General features: G+C 67.6%; 20 protein-coding genes. 11 read left to right on the top strand and 9 right to left on the bottom strand.

Features of this window, described 5'->3' with window-relative positions; genetic code table 11:
• The first annotated feature begins 76 nt into the window (after nucleotides 1-76).
• Nucleotides 77-892: an NRDE family protein gene (locus DAT35_RS41245; RefSeq protein WP_108074786.1), complete on the top strand. Its 816-nt coding sequence runs from the start codon at nucleotides 77-79 to the stop codon at nucleotides 890-892.
• A gap of 65 nt (nucleotides 893-957) precedes the next feature.
• Here DAT35_RS41245 and DAT35_RS41240 read toward each other — a convergent pair whose 3' ends face one another.
• From DAT35_RS41240 to DAT35_RS41230, 3 genes are all read right to left on the bottom strand, one after another.
• Complete coding sequence (locus DAT35_RS41240) at nucleotides 958-1,308, bottom strand: DUF1428 domain-containing protein (RefSeq protein ID WP_108074785.1); 351 nt, start codon at nucleotides 1,306-1,308, stop codon at nucleotides 958-960.
• Nucleotides 1,309-1,583: 275 nt separating this feature from the next.
• On the bottom strand, nucleotides 1,584-2,414 hold the full coding sequence (locus DAT35_RS41235) for a CYTH domain-containing protein (RefSeq protein ID WP_158502108.1): 831 nt from the start codon (nucleotides 2,412-2,414) through the stop codon (nucleotides 1,584-1,586).
• 138 nt (nucleotides 2,415-2,552) lie between these two features.
• The gene (locus DAT35_RS41230; protein WP_146210094.1) at nucleotides 2,553-3,215 is read right to left on the bottom strand and encodes a hypothetical protein; all 663 of its coding nucleotides are present in this window, start codon (nucleotides 3,213-3,215) and stop codon (nucleotides 2,553-2,555) included.
• A gap of 179 nt (nucleotides 3,216-3,394) precedes the next feature.
• On the opposite strand from DAT35_RS41230, the gene DAT35_RS41225 reads away from it, so the two are divergent.
• From DAT35_RS41225 to DAT35_RS41215, 3 genes are all read left to right on the top strand, one after another.
• Nucleotides 3,395-4,366, top strand: a complete 972-nt coding sequence (locus DAT35_RS41225; protein ID WP_199243150.1) for a multidrug resistance efflux transporter family protein — start codon at nucleotides 3,395-3,397, stop codon at nucleotides 4,364-4,366.
• 390 nt (nucleotides 4,367-4,756) lie between these two features.
• Nucleotides 4,757-5,971 (top strand): M4 family metallopeptidase, encoded by a 1,215-nt coding sequence (locus DAT35_RS41220; protein WP_108074892.1) that lies wholly within the window; start codon nucleotides 4,757-4,759, stop codon nucleotides 5,969-5,971.
• A gap of 32 nt (nucleotides 5,972-6,003) precedes the next feature.
• A complete protein-coding gene (locus tag DAT35_RS41215; RefSeq protein WP_108074891.1) occupies nucleotides 6,004-6,306 on the top strand; it encodes a protealysin inhibitor emfourin in 303 nt (100 codons plus the stop codon).
• A gap of 121 nt (nucleotides 6,307-6,427) precedes the next feature.
• Here the strand turns inward: DAT35_RS41215 and DAT35_RS41210 are convergent, their stop codons facing one another.
• Nucleotides 6,428-8,644: a M4 family metallopeptidase gene (locus DAT35_RS41210; protein WP_233262015.1), complete on the bottom strand. Its 2,217-nt coding sequence runs from the start codon at nucleotides 8,642-8,644 to the stop codon at nucleotides 6,428-6,430.
• Nucleotides 8,645-8,998: 354 nt separating this feature from the next.
• Between DAT35_RS41210 and DAT35_RS41205 the strand changes: the two genes are divergently transcribed.
• The 4 genes from DAT35_RS41205 (at nucleotide 8,999) to DAT35_RS41190 (ending at nucleotide 12,957) form a co-directional block, all read left to right on the top strand.
• On the top strand, nucleotides 8,999-10,135 hold the full coding sequence (locus DAT35_RS41205) for a histidinol-phosphate transaminase (RefSeq protein ID WP_158502107.1): 1,137 nt from the start codon (nucleotides 8,999-9,001) through the stop codon (nucleotides 10,133-10,135).
• Nucleotides 10,136-10,225: 90 nt separating this feature from the next.
• Nucleotides 10,226-11,347: a sensor histidine kinase gene (locus DAT35_RS41200; protein WP_108074780.1), complete on the top strand. Its 1,122-nt coding sequence runs from the start codon at nucleotides 10,226-10,228 to the stop codon at nucleotides 11,345-11,347.
• Nucleotides 11,313-12,056: a LytTR family DNA-binding domain-containing protein gene (locus DAT35_RS41195; protein WP_108074779.1), complete on the top strand. Its 744-nt coding sequence runs from the start codon at nucleotides 11,313-11,315 to the stop codon at nucleotides 12,054-12,056. Before DAT35_RS41200 ends, DAT35_RS41195 begins: the two co-directional genes overlap by 35 nt.
• Nucleotides 12,057-12,300: 244 nt before the next feature.
• Entirely contained in the window at nucleotides 12,301-12,957 is a 657-nt protein-coding gene (locus DAT35_RS41190) for a hypothetical protein (RefSeq protein WP_108074778.1), read from the top strand.
• Here DAT35_RS41190 and DAT35_RS41185 read toward each other — a convergent pair.
• Nucleotides 12,919-14,115: a PLP-dependent aspartate aminotransferase family protein gene (locus DAT35_RS41185; protein WP_108074777.1), complete on the bottom strand. Its 1,197-nt coding sequence runs from the start codon at nucleotides 14,113-14,115 to the stop codon at nucleotides 12,919-12,921. The two genes, DAT35_RS41190 and DAT35_RS41185, sit on opposite strands and share 39 nt — an antisense overlap.
• Before the next feature lie 49 nt (nucleotides 14,116-14,164).
• Here DAT35_RS41185 and DAT35_RS41180 point away from each other — a divergent pair, with 49 nt between their 5' ends.
• The 3 genes from DAT35_RS41180 to DAT35_RS41170 all read left to right on the top strand — a co-directional run bounded on the left by DAT35_RS41180 (nucleotide 14,165) and on the right by DAT35_RS41170 (nucleotide 15,619).
• Nucleotides 14,165-14,731, top strand: a complete 567-nt coding sequence (locus DAT35_RS41180) for an Lrp/AsnC family transcriptional regulator (RefSeq protein WP_108074776.1) — start codon at nucleotides 14,165-14,167, stop codon at nucleotides 14,729-14,731.
• 215 nt (nucleotides 14,732-14,946) lie between these two features.
• A complete protein-coding gene (locus tag DAT35_RS41175; RefSeq protein ID WP_108074775.1) occupies nucleotides 14,947-15,150 on the top strand; it encodes a cold-shock protein in 204 nt (67 codons plus the stop codon).
• Between the two features lie 286 nt (nucleotides 15,151-15,436).
• Entirely contained in the window at nucleotides 15,437-15,619 is a 183-nt protein-coding gene (locus tag DAT35_RS41170) for a hypothetical protein (protein WP_108074774.1), read from the top strand.
• A 3-nt stretch (nucleotides 15,620-15,622) separates the two neighbouring features.
• Here the strand turns inward: DAT35_RS41170 and holA are convergent, their stop codons facing one another.
• The 4 genes from holA to DAT35_RS59475 form a co-directional block, all read right to left on the bottom strand.
• Nucleotides 15,623-16,939 (bottom strand): DNA polymerase III subunit delta, encoded by a 1,317-nt coding sequence (holA, locus tag DAT35_RS41165; RefSeq protein WP_108074773.1) that lies wholly within the window; start codon nucleotides 16,937-16,939, stop codon nucleotides 15,623-15,625.
• Nucleotides 16,936-17,964 carry a DNA polymerase III subunit delta' gene (gene holB, locus DAT35_RS41160; protein ID WP_108074772.1) on the bottom strand — a complete coding sequence of 343 codons (1,029 nt, stop codon included), beginning with the start codon at nucleotides 17,962-17,964 and terminating at the stop codon, nucleotides 16,936-16,938. The genes holA and holB overlap by 4 nt, the downstream gene beginning before the upstream one ends.
• A 66-nt stretch (nucleotides 17,965-18,030) precedes the next feature.
• Nucleotides 18,031-18,984, bottom strand: a complete 954-nt coding sequence (locus DAT35_RS41155; protein ID WP_108074771.1) for a TIGR02757 family protein — start codon at nucleotides 18,982-18,984, stop codon at nucleotides 18,031-18,033.
• Nucleotides 18,985-19,066: 82 nt separating this feature from the next.
• Nucleotides 19,067-19,846, bottom strand: a complete 780-nt coding sequence (locus tag DAT35_RS59475) for a hypothetical protein (protein ID WP_158502106.1) — start codon at nucleotides 19,844-19,846, stop codon at nucleotides 19,067-19,069.
• Nucleotides 19,847-19,880 lie beyond the last annotated feature (34 nt).

The following is a 19,880-nucleotide window of genomic DNA, read 5'->3' as shown; positions in this document are numbered from 1 at the left end:
GGCTCCGGTCATCGGGAAGTATTGAAAGAGCGTGAGGGATGCACAGGGGCCCCGGAGCTGTTATCGACCCCACACGATGTGCACCATCGCCATCCTCCGCCACGTCCACCCGGACTACCCGCTCGTGCTGGCCGCCAACCGTGATGAGCTGTATGCCCGCCCGGCCGTCGGTCCGCAGGTCCTGTCCTCCTCGCCTCGGGTCGTCGGAGGACGCGACCTGGAGCGCCAGGGCACGTGGATGGGGGTGACGGACGGCGGTCTTTTCGTGGGACTGACGAACCAACGGGGTTCCGCCAACCTGACGCGGGCCCCTCGCTCCAGAGGTGAGGTGGTAATCCGCGCCCTGGAATCCGGCAGCGTGGAGGGGGTCGAGCGCTACCTCGCGGGGCTGGACCCCCGGGAGTACAACCCCTTCAACCTCCTCTACGGGGACGCTGGGAGCCTCCGAGTGGCCTATGCCCGCCCGGACTCGGAGCGGATGCACCAGGAGGACGTACCGCCGGGCGTCCACGTGCTGCCCAACGACGTACTCGACTCCCCGGCCCTGCCCAAGGTGGCGAGGGCCCGGAAGCTGGCGGAAAAGGCCGCCCGGAAGCCCTGGCCGGAGGCCGTGCAGACCCTCCAGGCGATGCTGGCGGACCACCAGCTGCCGGAGCGCGGGCCAGAACTCCTCCCCGAGGAGGAAGGCCTTCCGGAGATCCACGAGCGCATGCGCCAATACCAGGCGCTGTGCATTCACACACCGGGGTATGGGACGCGCTCGTCGGCCATCGTCGCACTGGCCCCCGGCCGGGTGGCGCACTACCTGGCGGCCGATGTCGCCCCGTGCCAGGGGCCCTACCGGGATGTCACGCCCCTACTCGATGAGGCCGCACTGCTTGGCCATGATTGAGTCGCTGGGGGCGAGGGCCCACCGTCCCGGAGTGCTTGGGCGATGCTGTCGATGTGCGGTTCGGCTCAGGAATCGAGCATGACGTCGAACCCGCCGATGATCATCCGCTTGCCGTCGAAAGGCATGCTTCCCATCGCCTTCATGCGCGGATCCTCCATCATCTTCTTGTTGCCCTCGTCACGGGCGGCCTTTGACGGCCATTCGATCCACGAGAAGACCACCGTCTCACCAGATTCTGCCTTCACCGCACCTTTGAAATCGGTGACCTTGCCAGCAGGCACATCGTCGCCCCAACACTCGACGACGCGGGTCGCGCCATATTCCTTGAACAGTGGCAAGGCCTTGGCGGCCATCGCCCGGTAGGCGTCCTTGTTGGCGACAGGCACCGGAGTAACGAATCCATCAATGTAGCTCATGGCGTCTCTCCTTCTTCGTTGGGTCCGCTTCTCGCCTTTTCGGCACCGTCTGCGAGCCCAGCGAGCCATGCCTTGCCCGCCAGCCCCTCCGACAGCGCCTCAAGCCTCACCAGCGCAGGGGCATCAGAGCGGAACCTTTCACCGACACCTTCAGTCTGGCGGCCCACGTCCGCAATGGGTCTGGAGCAGCCTTGACCTTCCGGCCAGGAAGCAGGCGCGCGTCACGCCAGACGTCCCCCAAGGGTGAGGTGCACCTTCTCTCACTCGAGGGCGCATCATCCCATCCGCGCCGGGCGGCGTGGATGCTGTGCGAAGTAGTCGAGCGCGGCCCGCGTCTTCGTCTCCTGGGTGCTCGTCGGGTGGATGCCGTGGCTGTCCAGGTATGACGAGAGAGCGCGCACGGCCTCCTTGGACTGCGAACTGGCGGCGCGGATGGAGACCTCCAATATCTGGCGGCCATCCGGCAGCGTCCACTCCTCGATGCTCAGCGGACCGGGGCCGTGCTTTGGCTCGGCCTTCCACTTGCGCGACTCGACCGGCCCCAGGATGGACAGCGCCTTGAAGTCGATGGGCCTGCCGCTCAGCTCCGCCACCAGCCGCTCCTGCTCGTCGGTGAAGAGCGAGCCCACCCCCTTCTTGCCCTTGTCCACCTCGTCGCTCTTCCCCTGCTTCAGAGGCAGGGTCAGCGAGGCCGAGGGCACGCCCTGCTCGCCCACCTGATCCGTCTCCACCTTGAAGCCTGCTCGGGTGAACCAGTGCGGATCGATGCGGCTGGCATCCACCGGTCGGAGCTTGAGCGTCACATCGTCCGGGCCGTCGTGCACCTGGCGCGTGCGCAACACCACGCCGCGCTGGAACAGGTCCAGTTGGGGTGTGTCGTAGAAGCGAACCCGCGTCCGCTCCGCCTTGCTGTGCGAGAGATGCAGCAGCTTGCGCACCGCGGCCGCCTGGCTCGGGTCGATGGTGACCTTGAACTCCACCCCGTTTCGCGAGGTGATGGCCTTCTCATCCACCCGGAAGCTCGCCGTGGTGGCACTCGGCTCGGGGGACTGCTTCGAGGCAGGGGCGGGCACGCCCCGGCGCGCGCTGGAGATGGAGCGGCTCATGAGACACATGCTCCCTTGGATGGACCCCGGCTTCTGGCGAACCGCTCCGGGGTCTCCCAGGTAGAGTCCGGGGCATGGGTTTGTGACCAACCGGCCGCGCTGTCACTTCACCGGCAGCGACAAGGCGTCCACCGGGGGTCACGCGAGCATCGCGTTGCCCACGGCAACGAAGTCGTCCAGGTCCAGGTCCTCGCGGCGCACCACAGCGCACAGCCGGGTGAACCAGACCTCGAAGCTGTCGAACCCGAATGTCCGTGGGGCGTTCGAGTCCAGCCACTCTCCGTCATCCACGTAGTGCCCCGTCAGCGCCTCGTAGTCGTTGTCCTCCAGCAGGACGGGAAGCTCACCGCCCTTCGGGCCCGTGCGCGTGTAGAAGCACCAGCGCGCCGCCTCCGCGCCCAGGTGCGCGTCCGCGAAGGAGATCAGGTCCGTGGTGGTGATTTCCCGGTCGTCCACCGTCGTGCCCGCGGGCGTCCACGAGGCCGTAAGCGATTCCATCGTGGGCGCCCAGACATGGAATGGGCGGTACGTCTCCCACCCCTCCCCGTCCGGCTGGTGCTCCAGCCGGACCTCGCGGTGCAGCAACAGGAACTCGCGGTAGCTCTCCGGGACGACGAAGGATTCCTCGCGATAGGGCGTCGGAAGCTCGTAAGGGTAAGCGGACAGCAGGCGCGGCAGTGCATCCACCTCCTCGCGCGTCAGCGGCGCCTCCCGCACCAGCCGCCAGCCCCGCTCCCGGGCCCAGGTGTCCATCGCATCCAGCAGGGCCTTCAAGTCCTCTCGCCACGTCGTACTCGCCATGGGCAGCACCTACCCCGGCTCGATGGTGAGCGAAAGGCCCTCTACTTGGGTTCCCGTCTGCGAGTGCCCTCACGACGAAGAGGAGACCCCTGACCTGGCGGACGAGCAGGGCGTTCACGGGAATTCGTCGGGACGAGGTGACCCGTGATAACCAGGGGTCCTCCTCGAGCACGTCCCCCATGAGAAAGTCCTCGTCCGCCCTGCCAGCGATCTTCCTCGGTCTGAGTTCGGCGATGTTCTTCACCATGACCTATGTGCTCAACCGACGCATGGCGGCGGCGGGAGGGTCCTGGGCGTGGAGCGCGTCGCTGCGCTACTTCATCATGGTGCCCCTGCTGTCCGTGATGGTGGCCATGCGGGGCGGCTGGCCGGCGCTGTGGGCCGAGTTGCGGCGCCACCCCCGCGAGTGGCTGCTCTGGGGCGGTGTGGGCTTCGGCATCTTCTATTCCTTCCTGACGCTGTCGGCGGAGTACGGGCCCTCGTGGCTGATCGCCGGCTCCTTCCAGATATCGGCGATTGCGGGTCCGCTGCTTTCGCCGTTCATCTACACGGATGCACGTCGGCGCATCCCCCTGAAGGCCATCGGCATGGGCTCGGTGATCATCGTGGGCGTGCTCATCATGCAGTTGGGGCACTTCCACCTGGCCATGCCGGCCCGAGCCTGGCTGGCGCTGCTCTTCGTGGTGCTCTCCGCCTTCGCGTACCCGCTGGGCAATCGCCGGCTGATGCTGCACCTGGAGCGCGAGGGCATCTCTCTGGACGCCAGCCAGCGCGTGCTGGGGATGACGCTGGGAAGCCTGCCGTTGTGGTTGGGTGTGGCGGCCTACGGCTACGCGCAAGCGGGGTGGCCCTCGCCGGAGCAGGCGCTGCAGTCCGCGGGCGTGGCGGTCTCCTCCGGAGTCATCGCCACGACGCTCTTCTTCCGCGCCACGAACATGACCGCGAACAACCCGGTCGGACTGGCCGCCGTGGAGGCCACACAGGCCACCGAGCTGCTCTTCGCGCTGCTGTTGGGAGTGCTCTTCCTGGGCGAGCCATGGCCCTCCGCGTTCAGCCTGGTGGGGGCGGTCATCATCGTGGTGGGGATGGTGCTCTACAGCCGCATCAGCATGAGCGCCGAGCTGGAGCCTTCCGCGGTGCAGACGTTCTGAGGCCGCCGAGCCCCCTATCGGGTCCAACTCCTGGCGCACCGTAGCGACCTCACGCTGGAAACATTCAGCCACGGAGCAAAAGTCGGGTCCTTCGCATGTCGGATGGAGATCTCTGGCCCTCGTGCGGGTCGGATGATGGCCATCTGTATGCAGCAAATGGAGACGGACGCGGTTTCACGACGTGGATCAGCCAGATCTGGCAGCCGGGTACGTACAACCGCAAGCCGATCCTGGACACAGGCCTGGCCCTAATGGACAGTGGATCCGCACCAGGTTCGAGCGCATTTCCGTGTGCGCTGGTGACTCGGCCAACCTGGCGGCCCATCCAGCGGCTCGTCTTCGAAATACCTCAGACGTTGCTCGCGGTCCCCAATGGACTGGGAGATGACCATGAATGCTCGTTGCTCCGTCAGCTGTATCGTTCCGCCTCACATTCTCCAAAAGCTGCTGGAGAGCACGGACCCTCAAATCCGCGGAGCGGCGCTCGGCAGCCTGCTGGCCACGACCCGATTCAGGGCCGAGCGGCGCATTCTGTCGGAGTTCGGTTTCACGCCGAACATTGCCGGCGGGATGCGGCGGACCATCTACGACTGCCAGCATGGTCGAGTGCTCAATAAATCCGTGCGGGTCTGCGGAGAAGGCGACGCATCGCCGAAGGACCCGACGGTCAAGCGCGCCTACGACGGGCTGGGCAAGACGTACGACTTCTACAAGACCGTCTTCTCGAGAAACTCGATCGACGGTCGTGGCATGCGTCTGGACGGCTACGTTCATTTCGCACGGGCGTACAACAACGCGTTCTGGAACGGCCGTCAGATGGTGTTCGGCGATGGCGACGGCCGCGTCTTCATCGACTTCACCAAGTCGCTCGACGTCATCGCGCACGAACTGACGCATGGCTTCACGGAGTTCACGGCGAATCTCGCCTACCACAATCAGTCCGGCGCGTTGAACGAATCCATTTCCGACGTCTTCGGCTCGCTCGTCAAGCAGTGGTCGCTCGGGCAACGGGCCGACGAGGCGGACTGGTTGATTGGAGCCGAGGTGTTCACCCCGGACATTCAGGGCGATGCGCTGCGGTCGATGAAGGAGCCAGGAACGGCCTACAACGATCCGACGATCGGCCGCGATCCGCAGCCCGGTCACATGGATGACTACAAGCAGTCGCCGGATACCGAAGAGGGCGACTGGGGCGGCGTCCACATCAATTCCGGAATTCCGAACCACGCGTTCTACATCCTCGCGGCGAACATCGGAGGGCATGCGTGGGAAGCGCCCGGCCACATCTGGTATGAAAGCGTCAAGGCATCCACGGAGACAACGGATTTTCAAGAGTTCGCGGATACGACGTTCCACATGGCGGGACGCCTGTACGGCGCGGGCAGCGTCGAGCAGAAGGCGGTTCGTGCGGCGTGGGGCGAGGTCGGAATTCGCGTCAATCTTGTCTCCGGTGTGGCAGCGCGTGCGGCGATGACAGCCGACGACGCCGACAGCGTGGCCGCGCTCGGCAGGAAACTGGAAGGGCTCGCCAAGCAGGTGAGCGCGCTGAAAACCGAAGTCGCTCAGCTGAAGGAGGGGCGGTATCCTGACATCGCGGAAACCTAGATGCGTTTCGGCCCACAGGTCGCCTATTGCGTATGCGCATCACGCTGAAGAAGCATGGCGGGCAGACTGCGGGCATGCGGATGCCGGAGCAGCGTGTCGACGTCGCCGCGCTCGACACGCGAACGGCTGAGAAGCTGACCGGGTTGGTACAATCAGCCGTTCGCGCCGGACCTGGAGAACGTTCCCCGCGCGCCGCGCCGGATGCGATGAATTACTCGATCACGATCGACGAGAACGGTCGCTCGACGACGTTGTGGGGCTCGGACACGAACATGACCGAGCCGTTCGCGGAGTTGTTGGACTATCTTGAGAACCTGGGCTTCGTGCCCGGTTAGAACCCGCCATTCGCTGCTGGGCCCAGGCGCGGCGTATAGCGGCACGCCGGACTCGCGCGAACGCACGGCGGGCGGCCCCCGAGGAGTGCCGCCCGCCGAGGATGAGTGTTGAGCGCCAGGGCTACAACAGATCAACTACCAGGGAGTACGTGCCTGCGGTGTAGCCTCTCACCATGATGTAGGCAGACTTTACGCCCAGTGGAACCGTCAGATCACACGTTTCGGAGGCTCCCGAGAGGTACGGACGGCAGTTGTATTGGCTGACGGTGGGCGCCGCGTCCCAGCGGACGTACAGGTCCGGGTCACCCGTGCCCGTCATCACCACCCTGAACCTCTTGCCGGCCGCGACACAGAAGGGGCCGTAGTGGACCTCCTGCCCCGTGAGTACGCTGCCAGTTATCGGTCCGGGAGTAGGGTTGGTGTAGTCAGCCCTCAGCGTGACGCCGGAGTAGGCAGTGACTGCATGCAGCATGACATACCACTTGCTACCAGGAGCCACGTTGTTGAAGACGCAAGTCTCGTCGTTGCCGTCCAGGTGTGGGCGGCAATCGTAGCTGGTGAACGTCGGCTGCGAGCCAGACTTCACATACAGGTCCGCGTTACCCGTGCCGCCGCTGATGCGGATCGTGAGGGAGCTCGGTGCGAGCTGCGCGATCTTTCCACAGGTTCCCCCGCCGACGGTGGGCACCTCGAAGACGAAGTTCTGCACAGAATCCGTGGCTCCCCCCAGGCCTGTCACTGGCACCCCATCCATCAGCGGGATCGCATCAGGGGGAGGCGCCAGGCCCACGGCCGCCCAGGCCTCGGTCACGGGTGCCACGCTATATCCAAGCGCGCTGGCGGCCTGCTCGGTGTACGTCCTCGCCTGGGCGAAGGTGGTGGAGGCCGTGAAGAAGTCCACGTTGGCCTTGTAGAAGATGGCGCCGGCCTTCTGCACGCCGATGCCCGTCACGTTCACGGTCGACTTGCCGCGCGGGTGCGTGCCGCCCTTGGAGAGCAGCGTGAAGGCCAGGTTGGCGATGCCGGAACTGTAGTGCACGTCCACGCTGCCGGCGCCGCTGGTCCAGTAGTCCAGCGAGGAGCCGTCCTTGGCGGGGTCGTACATGTAGCGGAGCGCGTCGCCCGGGATGGCCGGCGTCCAGATGTCGTCGCCCACCATGAACACCGCGTTGGTGGTGGCCCAGGTGCCCGAGGCGTAGCTCTCGCAGTAGGCGCCGAAGATGTCGCTCAGCGCCTCGTTGAGACCGCCGGACTCACCCGAGTAGGTGAGGTTGGACTCGTGCTCGGTGACAGCGTGGGTGAGCTCGTGCGTGGTCACGTCCGCGGACAGACCGAGCATGCCCGAGTTCACGCCATCGCCATCGCCGTACACCATCTGGGTGCCGTTCCAGTAGGCATTCACGTAGTTGCTGCTGTAGTGCACCGTGCTGATGAGCGGGGCGCCCGCGTTGTCGAACGAGTCGCGGCCGAAGTTGTTCTTGTAGCAGTCGTACGTGCCACCCAGCTTGAGGTAGTTCGTGTCGACGTGGGTGTCACCCGTGGCGGCGCTCCCCTCGCTGCGCCTGAGCGTGCCCGGAAGGCTGGTGCCGTTGTTGGCCGAGTACACCCTGCGGCTCAGCGCCGAATGCACTTGCGGATGCACCGCCAGGAGCGCGCCCGTCCCCGCGTCCACGTACACCAGGTCGTCCGCCGGCATATCGTCGCGCTCGCCCTTCACGCGCACCTCGTAGGCCAGCGCCGTCTGACGCTCCCCTTCCCCCAGCAGGTACACCAGAGGCGCGGTGCCCTCGGCCACCGCGCCCCTGACATCCGAGCCACGTACCGCGGCGACGACCGCCGCCTCTTCTGACACCTTCGGAGCCACCGCCGCATCCACCCCGTCACGCGCAGAGCCGTTCGCCGCGTAGATGAGACCCTCGGCGTCCGCGTGCAGGATCAGCTCACCGCCCACCACCTTCAGCCCGTTCTTGAGTTGCTGGAAGCGCAGGTGCTGGTGGCCCTGCTCGTCTCGGTGCACCCGAGACAACACCAGGTCCTCCCCGCGCAGGCGGAAGACGGGAGCGATGCCACGCAGAGACTCGTGCAACCGGGTGTCCCCCCGCATCAGCTGCGCGTTCATCCCCGTGCCGACCCGACCCAGTTGGCCACGGATGAAGTAGGGAATCTCTCCCTCCAGTCCCAATACCTTGGCGTTCTGGAGGGCACTCAGTGCCGCCTGGATGTCGCTCCCGTCCCTCTCCACCTGGGCGGTTGCCCTCTCCTCACCCACCACACCGCATGCCGAGAGCGCGAGGCCAGCCCAGACGACGCCGAGACTCCTCAATATCGGTGTCTTCAAACTTTTCTCCTTTAAATAGGAATCACTGTTTATATCATAATTCTGGGAGATGTATAAGACGGCCACAGCAGAGCATCGACCTGCTTCGCCACGTGTGCTGCCAGTCAAAACCTGGTGGAGCCGTGGAATCTCAGGCGAGCGGATTTTTTCCGAGAGTTTGAGCGCTGGCAGCCCTCTCGGGCTCCCTCTGTGCCCCATCCGGCGCACGGGACACACCGCTCACCGGCGAATCGGCGCCGTTCACCGACGTCCAGGGCGGCTTCGCAGATGAGGGCCGAGCGGGAGGCGTGGGTGTTCCTAGGCTCTTGCGCGTGCGCTGAGCCACCCAACCCCCTCAGCGCAGGGAGGTCCATCGTGTCTGCCTTCGCCCCTACTCGCAGAGCACTCCTCACCGGCGCTGCCGTGGCCACCGCGGGCCTGGCGCTCCGCCCGGCACTGACGGTGGCGGCCCCAGCGCCGTCCCGTCCCGCGCCTGGAACGGAGCTCATCCGGCTCTTCTCGAACGAGAACCGCTACGGCCCGTGTGAAGGCGCACAGCGCGCGATGCTCGAGGCGCTGCGCCTCAGCAGCCGCTATGCGTCGCTCGACGCCGTTCATGCGCTGCGGCGCCTCATCGCGGAGCAGGAGGGGGTGTCCCCGGAGCACGTCCTGCTCACCGCCGGCTCCCTCGAGGCGCTGACCAGCATCGCGGCGGAGTACGGCGCGGGAGGAGGCGGTGTCGTGTGCGCGGAGATTACCTTTCCCGCGCTCCCGAACTACGCCGCGCGCCTGGGCGCGAAGGTTCAGCGCGTGCCCATGGACGGGCACATGGCGCATGACCTCGAGGCGATGGAGGCCCGGGTGGGCTCGGGCACGAAGCTCGTCTCCGTGTGCAACCCGAACAACCCCACGGGCACCGTCGTCGACCCTGCCCGTCTGCGTGCCTTCTGCGAGGCCGTGTCCTCACGCGCCACGGTGCTGGTGGACGAGGTGTATCTCCACTACCTGGAGCCTGCTCCGGGACAGTCCATGGTGGATCTGGTCCGGGCTGGAAGGAATGTCATCATCGTCCGCTCCTTCTCCAAGATTTATGGCATGGCGGGCATGCGTGTGGGGTATGCCATTGCGCAGCCAGACGTCGTGAAGCGGCTGTCCGAGCTGAAGATGGCTTTGCCCAATCCCATCTCGCTCGCGGCGGCCCAGGCGAGCCTCCAGGACACGCAGTTCGTGGGACGCATGCGCAAGCTCAACACCGAGGCGCGGAAACTGACCTCGAAAGCCCTGGACGATGTGGGGATGAAGCACATCGCGGGACACGGAAACTTCCTGTGGATTCCGTTGAAGCCGGACCAGCTCGACCTGCCCTCTCGGTTCATTCCGCACGGCTTCGCCCTCACCACGATTCCGAAGGACCCCATCCCCGCGGACGTGGCCGCCCTCCGGCTGACGATTGGCACCGTGGAGGAGATGCGCGCCTTCGCCACGGCGCTGCGCTCCGTGCTGAAGGCTTGAGGCCATGCGGGGCTCGCTCCGCCGGGGTCTCCGGCCGCTCATCCGGGAGACATGCGTCGATGCTCCGGCGCCTCTGGTAGGTTGCGGCACATGAATCAGCGCTCGGCCTCCGCCCCCTCCTTCTGGACGCTGCAGTTGGGCGGCTGGGGGCTCTATGCCCTGCTCCTCATCATCACCTTCCTCCCCATCCTCTCGGCCGAGGGTGGGGCGCTGCATCTGGTGATCGTGAAGGCCGTTCGCGCCGCATTCGGGTTGGGGCTCACCAGCGTGATGCGGCTGGGGTATCGGCGCATCTTCCCCAGCACGTTCCGGCGTCAGGCAATCTGGGCCCTGGCCACGAGCGCCATCTTCGGCGGGGTGTGGATGGTCCTGGGTGAGGCCTGGGCCGCCTGGTTCTATGCGGGCCAGTACGACTGGGACGAGAACCGGGTGCGGCTGCCGAGGTACGCGTTCGACTACGCCATCACCCTGCTGGGCTGGAGCGGGCTCTACTTCGGAATCAAGCACGGCCTCGCGTGGCAGAGCGAGCGGGAGCGGGCGCTGCGCGCGGACACGTTGGCGCAAGAGGCTCGGGTCGCCTCCCTGCGGCACCAGATGCACCCGCACTTCTTGTTCAATGCGCTCACCTCCGTGCGGGCGTTGATTGGAGAGGATCCGGCGAGAGCGCGGCGGATGGTGACGGAGATGGCGGAGTTCCTCCGGTTCTCGCTGCAGAAGGGGGACCACCCGCACGTGCCGCTGGAGGAGGAGCTGGCCATGGTGCGCAGCTACCTGAGCATCGAGTCCGTGCGCTTCGAGGAGAAGCTGGAGGTGAGCCTGTCGGTGATGCCCGGCACGGAGCGGCTGGTGGTCCCCGCGTTCCTCATCCAGCCGATCGTGGACAACGCCGTGAAGCACGGGATGGCCTCCGGGGTGTTGCCGGTCCGCGTTCGCGTGGACGTGAGGGAGGAGCAGGGCGTGCTGCGCATCCAGGTGGACAACACGGGGGCGTGGGCGCCGCCCGCGCGCGAGCCCGGGGGCCAGGGCACAGGCACGGGACTGAGGAATGTGCGCGAGCGGTTGGCGCACCTGTTCGCGGAGCGTGCGAAGCTGGAGTCCTGGGAGGACGAGGGGTGGGTTCACGTCGTCGTCGAGCTCCCCGCCAGGGAATGGACCGCGGTCTTCGACAAGGAGTCTCATGACGTCCCCGTTGCGCGCCTTGCTGGTGGATGACGAGCGGCTGGCCCGGGTGGAGCTGAGAGAGCTGCTATCGGAGTACCCGCAGGTCAAGGTGGTGGGAGAGGCGGATGGGGTTGCGTCCGCGCTCGCGCAGATCGAAGCGCTCCAGCCGACGCTCCTCTTCCTCGACGTGCAGATGCCGGGAGAAGGGGGCTTCGAGCTGCTGGCGCGCCTGCCCGAGCGCCCGTTCGAGCTCGTCTTCGTGACAGCCTACGACGCTCATGCTCTGCGAGCGTTCGAGGTCAACGCGCTGGACTATCTGCTCAAGCCCGTACATCCGGAGCGGCTGGCCCGGACGGTGGCGCGGCTGGCGGCGCGGGAGCAGGGCAAGCGAGAACCCGTACCGGGGACCGCGCGCCCGAAGCTGGCGGAAGGCGACATGCTCTTCCTGGAGAACGGAGCGAAGTCGCGGTTCGTGCGCGTCGACCAGATTGTCTGTCTCTGTGGTGCGGGGGACTACGCGGAGGTCGTCATGGCGGACGGCAGCCGGACGCTCTCTTCCCGCCCGCTGAAGGAGTGGGAGTCGCGGTTGCCGGAGCGGCTCTTCGCGCGCATCCACCGCTCCTCGCTGGTCAACCTGTCCTTCGTCGAGCGCGTGGACCGGGGCTTGAGCGGGGGTGGTGAGGTGTACCTGCGAGGCCTCGCCGCGCCATTGCTGCTCAGCCGGAGCCATGCGGCGGTGTTACGAGAGCGATTCGGTTGATGTCAGGATTTTTCGGGCCCTTTCGTCCCTGATTGCAGCTGCCCGGCCTGAGAGGCCAAACAAGCCCTGGTAATTCGCCTGTAAAGCGAACGCGGTTCAACTCCGCCCCAGACCTGGATTGGTCAGCCAACCAAACCGGCTTCTCCACTCGGGCAGCGATTCTTCTTCTCTTCCTCGACAGCCGCCACATGGCGCGGGGGGATGGCGTCCAGGCCCGCAACGCGGTAGACGGCGCCCCGCCCCTATGTCGCGCGAGAAAATCCAGACCGTCCTGAAGCGAATCACGGCCGAGCCCCCGCTCGAGGCTCGCTGGCTGAACACGCTGTCCCTCCTGGAGTTCGTTGGAGCCAGGAAGATCAGCCGCACCGTGGCCGATCGTCATCCGACGCTGGAGGTGCTCGCGCACCTCGCGGACGAGACGCGTCACGCCATGGCCTTCAAGCGGCTGGCGTGCGAGGTTGCCGGAGGCGAAGTCTCCGAGTACCTCTGCCCCCAGGAAGCCGCCACGTACTTCCAGACGCTCGACCGCGAGCTGGCTGCCTGGGCCACGCAGGCGCTGGGTCACGAGGACGTGAAGCTCAATTACCTGCTGACCACCACCATCGTGGAGCAGCGGGCCATGCTGATGTACCCGCTCTACAAGGCCGCCACGCACCAGGCCTCGGTGCGCACCGAGCTCGGAAAGGTCGTCACCGAGGAGCAGTCGCACCGGCTCGACATCGAGGAGACGTGCAAGCTGCGGCTGGCGCAGGCCGGCGTCTCGGACCTGTCCGCGCCCCGCGCCATCGAGGAGCGGCTCTTCGGCGCGTTCCTTTCGGCCCTCGAGCGCGAGGTCTCGTCCCCCGCGCCCCAGCCCGACGCCCTACCCCGCCAGCCGCTCGAGCGACTGCAGCGCGTCTAGGGCGCGCTGGAGGTCCGCCCAGAGGTCCTCCGGGTTCTCCAGGCCCACGCTGACCCGGAGCATTCCCTCGGAGATGCCGCTGGCCTCGCGGGCCGTCGCGTCCACCACGCGGTGCGTGAGGCTCGCCGGGTGCTGGATGAGCGTGTCCACCGAGCCCAAGCTCACCGCCGGCGTGAGCAGCTCCACCCGCTCCATCACCCGGGCCGCCGCCTTCCCACCGCCCGCCAGCTCGAAGGAGAGCAGGCACCCAGGCCCCCGCATCTGCCGGCCCACGAGGCCCTCGGGATCACATCCCGCGAGTCCCGGGTACCAGATGCGAGACACGGCCGGGTGCGAGGCCAGGCGCTCCGCGAGGAACTGGGCTCCCCGCTGCGCCTCGCGGACGCGGACGGGCAGCGTCGCCAGACCGCGGTGCAGCATGTAACCCGCCTCGGGGTGGAGCACGCCGCCAGTGGCGATGCGCACCTGGCGCAACCGCGCCGCCCAGGCCGCGCTCGTGGCCACCACGCCGCCCATGACGTCGCCATGCCCGCCGAGGAACTTGGTCGCGCTGTGCAGCACCAGCGTGGCCCCGTGCGCGAGCGGGTTCTGGAGCACGGGCGTGGCGAAGGTGGAGTCCACCAGCACCGGGACGTTGCCCGCCTGGGCCACCACCCGCGCGATGTCGATGAGCGCCAGCGTGGGGTTGGCCGGGGTCTCGATGACGACGAGCGCCGTGTCCGGACGCAGGGCCTTGCTCACGTGCTGTGGCTGCGTCCAGGTGACCTCCAACCCCAACAGGCCACTGTCCAGCAGGTGGTCCGAGCCCCCGTAGACGGGACGGCACGCCACCACGTGCTTGCCGCCCTGGCGCGCCGCGAGGAGCACCGCCGTCAGCGCCGCCATGCCGGAACCGAAGGCCACCGCCTCCTCGGTGCCCTCCAGTGCGGCAAGTGCCTTCTCGAAGCGGACCACCGTGGGGTTGTGCAGCCGGGCGTAGACGGGATTGTCCCGCAGGGGACCCCCCTGGGCGAGCGCGTCGAAGCACTCGCCGATGCCCCCGAGACTGCCCACGGGATAGGTCGTGGAGAGATCGATGGGCGGCGCATGCACGCCGAGGGTGGCCAGCTCCTCGCGGCCGGAGTGGACCGCACGCGTTTCGAAACCAAGCTGTCTCATCCGAATTTCCTCCTGCCAACCGGGCACCTAAAGGAATACGCTTCCACGAATGAAAGGAACATCGAATAACCTGCGGAAGCCACCGGCGGCGCCTGAGCTGGACCGAATCGACTTCGCCATCCTGGAGGCCTTGCAGAACAATGCTCGGCTCTCGAACAAGGAGCTGGCCGCGGAGGTGGGGCTCGCACAGTCGAGCTGCCTCGCCCGGGTGGGCCGGCTGCGAGAGACGGGCGTGCTCAAGTCGTTCCACGCCGAGGTGGATGCGCGAGCGGTGGGCATCGGGCTCCAGGCGATGATCGCCGTGAGGCTCCGGCAGCACTCGCGGGAGATGGTGGAGGAGTTCCGCCGCCACGCGCTCTCCCTGCCCCAGGTGCTGGCCGTCTATCATGTGGCCGGAGCCAACGACTTCCTCGTGCACGTAGCGGTACGGGACGCCGACCACCTGAGGGACCTGGGCATGGACGCGTTCACCACCCGGCCCGAGGTGGCCCACCTGGAGACGTCCCTCATCTTCGAGTTCGTACGAAGTCCCGGGCTGCCGCTCTATCGGCCCACCGAGCCCGGGAAGGTCACTCCCGTGCCCTCCAGACGGCGTACTCGAAAACCGCCTCGCTGAGCGGCGGCTCCCGAGGGAGAGGGAGGACGCGGAATGGAAGCCCGGGGCCGGGGGTTCCAATCTCCAGCCGCCAGTCATGTGGCACTTTCCGGACATATTCGGAGAGGGCCCCTAGGCACGCGCCTCGAAACGTGACACACGGCAATGGTCGCCCCCCGTAAGGGAGCGGCCTCCGGCTCAACTCACTGAGGCCGGACAAGAAAGAAGACGAGTAAATGGCAACCGGTACCGTGAAGTGGTTCAACGACGCGAAGGGCTTTGGGTTCATCACGCAGGACGGCGGGGGCGAGGACCTCTTCTGCCACCACAGCGCGATCCAGACCCAGGGCTTCCGCTCGCTCCAGGAAGGGCAGAAGGTCGAGTTCGACGTCGCCCGCGGCCCCAAGGGCCTGCAGGCGCAGAACGTCCGCCCCGTCTAAGGCGCGCCGTCAGGATCGGCACCAGGCCCACTCTCCTCGCGAGGTTGGGCCTTTTTCATTTCTGGACACCCGGGTTCAATGGGGTGACATCTCCGGACCCGGTGATTACATCTGAAACCCACCGCGCTCCGCTCCGGGGCGCTACCGCAATGGGTTCCCATGACGGGAGGCAGCTCGGCTTCCTCGTCTGCCCAGCGGGCGCGATTCCACGCGCATCAGGACCGTTTCACGGGGCCTGTCTCAGGGAGGAGACGGGTCTTTCTAGAACTCACTCCCTTGGAGTCTCATGACAGTCACATTCATCAAGCGTCAGAAGGAGCGGGCTCGTCAGCAGCGCAATCAGGACAAGGATGCCAGACGAGAGGAGCGCAAGCGCCTCAAGGCCGAGCGCCCCAAGGGCGAGGTGGGCGGACTGGATCCGGACATCGCGCACATCATCCCGGGGCCCCAGCCGCCTCTGGAGGAGTGAGCCTCAGGCGCTCCCGCAGACGGTCCAGAGCAGGCGCTCGATGACGAGCTTGCTGCTCGCGGACGACTTGAGCGCCAGGTCCGCATCGGCGCACGCCACCAGCGCATCGAGCAGTTCACGCCGCTTGTAGCGTGCCGCCCCCTGCATCGCGAGGAACGCCGCGTACGGATGAGGGGCCTTGCCCTTCGCCGCCTTGGCCTCCTCCTCGATTCTGGGGAACACGCGCGCCTTGAAGTCCGGGTACGAGCGCGGCAGTGAACCTCCCGCGAACTTCTCCAGCCGCTCGTGGTTCTCCAGCATGCCCCGCGTGATGGAGGCCACCGCACCCAGCAACTGCAGCCCGTGCACGCCCTGCCCCATCGCGTCCATCGTGTAGTCCAACGCCGCCTTCAGGTTGCGGTTCTGCAGGGCCTCGGACAGCTCGAAGAACTCCTCCTCGCGCGTGTGCGCCACCAGCGCCGCCACGTCCGAGGCCTCGATCGTCGACCCCTCCGCGTACGTCGCCAGCTTCTCCAGCTCGGACTGCAACAGCCGCACGTTGCCGCCGATGCGCTCCTTGAGCTGCTCCGCCGCCCCCTTCCCCAGCTTCTTCTTGAAGGGCCGCAGGAACTCCTCGGCGAGCGGCTCCAGCTCCAGGTCCTTGTGGCGCGCCGCCACCTTGCGCTCGACCACCCGCCCCTTGTCCGCCGCGAGCTTCACCAGCGGGTTCTTCGCGTCCACCTCCGACGCCGCCAGCACCAGCGCGTGCCCCCGCGGCACTCCCTTCTGGAACAGCTCCAGCAGCGCGCTCGCGTCACCCTCGGGCGCGGTGATGCGCTCCTCGCGGCAGAACGCGGCCACCTCCTTGAGGAAGACCAGGTCCGCCTCGGCCAGCTCGACGTTCAGCTCGTCCTTCCACTGTTCCACCGACGGCGCACCCGAGGCCCCCGGATCAATCTGGTCCGCGCCCCACCCCGCCCGCGCCGCCAGCGCCAGCAGCCGCCGCGCGCCCTCCTTGCGCTTGCCCGCCTTCCACGCCTCGCGCGCCTTGCCCAGCGCGTCCCCCCGGCCCTTCTTCGGTGCGAGGAACTCCGGGTCCCTCACCAGCACCACCTTGCGCCCGGGGAAGAGCGGCAGCGTGGCCAGCTCCTGCGCCACCTCGCGCGGTGAGCCTGCGTCCAGCACCGCGAAGTTCAGCCCCGCCGACGCGTCCGGCAGCAGCGCCTTCACCAACTCGTCCGCGCCCCGGCGCACCAGGTACTCCTCGCCCCACAGCAGGTAGAGCGGTTGCACCTTCCCGGCCTTCACCTCGTCCAGCACGTCCTCGATGTCCGCGCTCATCGCCCCTCCAGCAGCTCGATGAGCATCCGCTCCAGCTGCAGCCTCGGCGCCGCGTTGCGCTCCACGATGGTCGCCCTCGTCTTCTCCAGCAGCGCGTGCCGGCGGTGCAGCACCGTCTCGTGCGTGCGTACCGCCACCTCCTGCGCGAGCTGCACCAGATCCCTGTTGGCCAGCCGCTCCACGCCCGCCTTCGCCAGCGACACGTCCCGCGTCCACAGCGAGAGGATGGTGAGTGCCTGCTCCGCCAGCTCGCGCGAGGCGCCGAACGTCTCGGCCCAGCGCAGCAGCGCGCCCACGTCCCCGGGCTTCAGCGCCTCGAAGCCGGTGATGACGTCCTTGCGCGCCGCGAGCGCGTCGAGATCCAACGCCATGGCCCGCCCCAGGCTCCCGCCCGCCATCACCGCCGCGAGCTCCGCCGTCTGGGCATCCAGCTTGCGCTCCTTCTGGAGGCGCTCGGCGACGAGCTCCACGGGCAGCGGATTGAAGTACACCTTGCTGCACCGGCTGCGAATGGTGGGCAGCAGCTTGTCCGGCGCCGAGGCGAGCAGGATGAGCGTGGTGTCCGCGGGCGGCTCCTCGAGCGTCTTGAGGAACGCGTTCTGTGCCTGCGCGTTCATCATGTGCATGTCCACCACGATGGCCACCTTGCGCTTGGACTCGAGCCCGCGCAGCGCGATGCGCTCCAGCAGCCCACGCACCTGCTCCACGCGGATCTCCCGGCTGGGCGTGCCGCTGAAGTCCGAGCGGCCCGCGAGCCCTCGCTCCACGCGCTCGGCATCCGGCATGAGCCAGGTGACGTCCGGGTGGGCGCCCTTGGCGATACGGGTGCAGCCCGAGCAGGTGCCACAGCCCTCGTTGGGCTTCTCCGGGCAGGTGAGCGCCTGGGCGAGCCCCACGGCGGCGAGCTCCTTGCCCACGCCCTCGGGTCCGGCGAAGAGATAGGCGTGATGAACCGCGCCGCTGCGAAGCGCCGCCTGGAGCGCGTCGATCGCACGCGGCTGTCCGACAACCGAGGCCAACGTCATGGCGCGTGTATCCCCGCTCGCGTGGCACCCGTCAACCACTCAGGGGGTAGTGACCCCGATGCCGCGCTAGCGGGTCCGCGCACGCCGAGCCCCTCTCGCTCCCGTGCGGACCTCCACCGTCTTGCGTCCCACGGAGCACGCCGGGAGCAGCTTGCACCGCGCACAATTCTCCGGGACGGGCTTCGTGGGACACACGCCGCTCATGCCGTAGTGACACAGCGCGAAGTCGTAGCGCACGGGGTCCTCGGCATCGAGCGCGCGCAACGAGGCCGTCACCTCCTCGGCGGTGCGCCAGGTCAGGTCATTGCGGCGGGTGAGGCCCAGGTGCTTCGAGATGCGGCCGATGTGTGTATCCAGGGGGATCAGCAGCGCCGAGGGACGCACCCGCTTCCAGATGCCGAGGTCCACGCCATCCGGCCCGCGCACCATCCACCGCAGGAAGAGGTTGAGCCGCTTGGCCGCTCCGGCCCCGAGGGGCGAGGGCAACAGATGGTGCAGGCCGCGCTCGGGCCCGAGCGCCTTGCGCAGCGGCTCCATGGGCACGTCGCGCAGGGCCGAGGTGAAGGCATCCAGCGCGCCGTGCCAGGAGCCCCGGACCTCGAGTCCCTGGACGAAGAGCGTCTCCAGGCTCCCGAGCTCGCGCAGCGTCCGGCCCATGCCTAGCAGGAGCACCGCCACATCCGTCCCCACGTTGAAGCGGTAGACGAACCCCGCGAGCAGCTCGCGTGCCCCGGCCACATCCAGCCCGCGCACGAAGGCCGCCGGTGACGGGCCCATGCGCTTGAGCAATGCGTCCACCTTGGGCCGGAAGAGGTCCGCGCGCCCGTAGGCCAGCGCCGCCGCGAGCAGCGCGCTGACCTCGATGTCCCTCGGGTCCCGGTAGCGGTGTGGGAACTCCAGGGGATCGAACGCGATGCGCGCCCGGCTGTCGGTGGATGCCAGGAAGGCGTCCAGGCACGGGCGCAGGCGCTCGGCTTCTCTCGGGCTCAGCCCCGTGTGTTCTTGTGTTCTCCGGCCCATGGCTCAGGGAACCCAGTAGCGTGAAGCAGCCCATTCCGCCACGGGGTTCATCGTTGCCAGGAGTCTCGGCACCACCGCTCGATCAGTAGAAGATGATGGGGAAGCGGTTGCGGCCGTGGGGCGCCTTCTCGAGGTCGTGCTTCTCGCGCTGGATGTCGAGACCGGCCTTCGCCTGGCGCGCGGTGGTGGCCAGCTTCTCGGCGGGACTCAGCGAACCATCGGCCTGCGCCTTGGCGATGTCGCCGGTGAGGTCGGCCTGCCCCCGGAGAAGCGTCGAGGACTCGCTGCTGGAGAGCTGCCCCGAGCGGATGCCCTGGGCGATGCTGCCGAGCTGCTCCGCCTGCGTCTGCACGACGCCGTGGTCCTGCAGGATCGAATCGAACTCGAAGCTGGTCCGGGCCTCACGGATGCTGGCGCTGGCCTTGGCCTGCTGGCGCTGGATGTCCGCCTGCTCCTTGGCCGAGATGAAGCCATCGGCCTGGGCGCGCTTGATGGCGTCGGAGACAGAGGCCTGCTGCTTCAGCAACTCGGCGGCTTCCGCCTCGGAGATGTAGCCACTCTCGAGGCCGTGCTGGATCCGCTCGAGCTGGTTGGCCTGGGTGTTGGAGACCGCGGAGGAACGAGCGCGGTTGATCAGGTCGCGCAGCCCACCGTGACCGGGCAGGGGAAAGGGCTGCGGATGCGGCAGCGGCTGGGGATGCGGCAGCGGCGAGGGGAAGCAGCCACCACCGGGCGGCGGCGGGGGACGGGGAATCCCAGGCGCGGGGAGGGTCTCGATGGGGCCGGGCTGCGGCCGGGTGGGAACGGGCGAGGGACGGTAGCAACCACCAGCACCAGGGGCGAACGAGTTCAGCTTGGACATGGCGGGAATCTCCGACAGTAGCGAGCTTTGAATG

The sequence above is a fragment of the Vitiosangium sp. GDMCC 1.1324 genome (assembly GCF_003044305.1).
Lineage (GTDB): Bacteria > Myxococcota > Myxococcia > Myxococcales > Myxococcaceae > Archangium.
The sequence above is the reverse complement of the archived record's forward strand: the minus strand, read 5'-3'. Positions and strand labels throughout refer to the sequence as shown.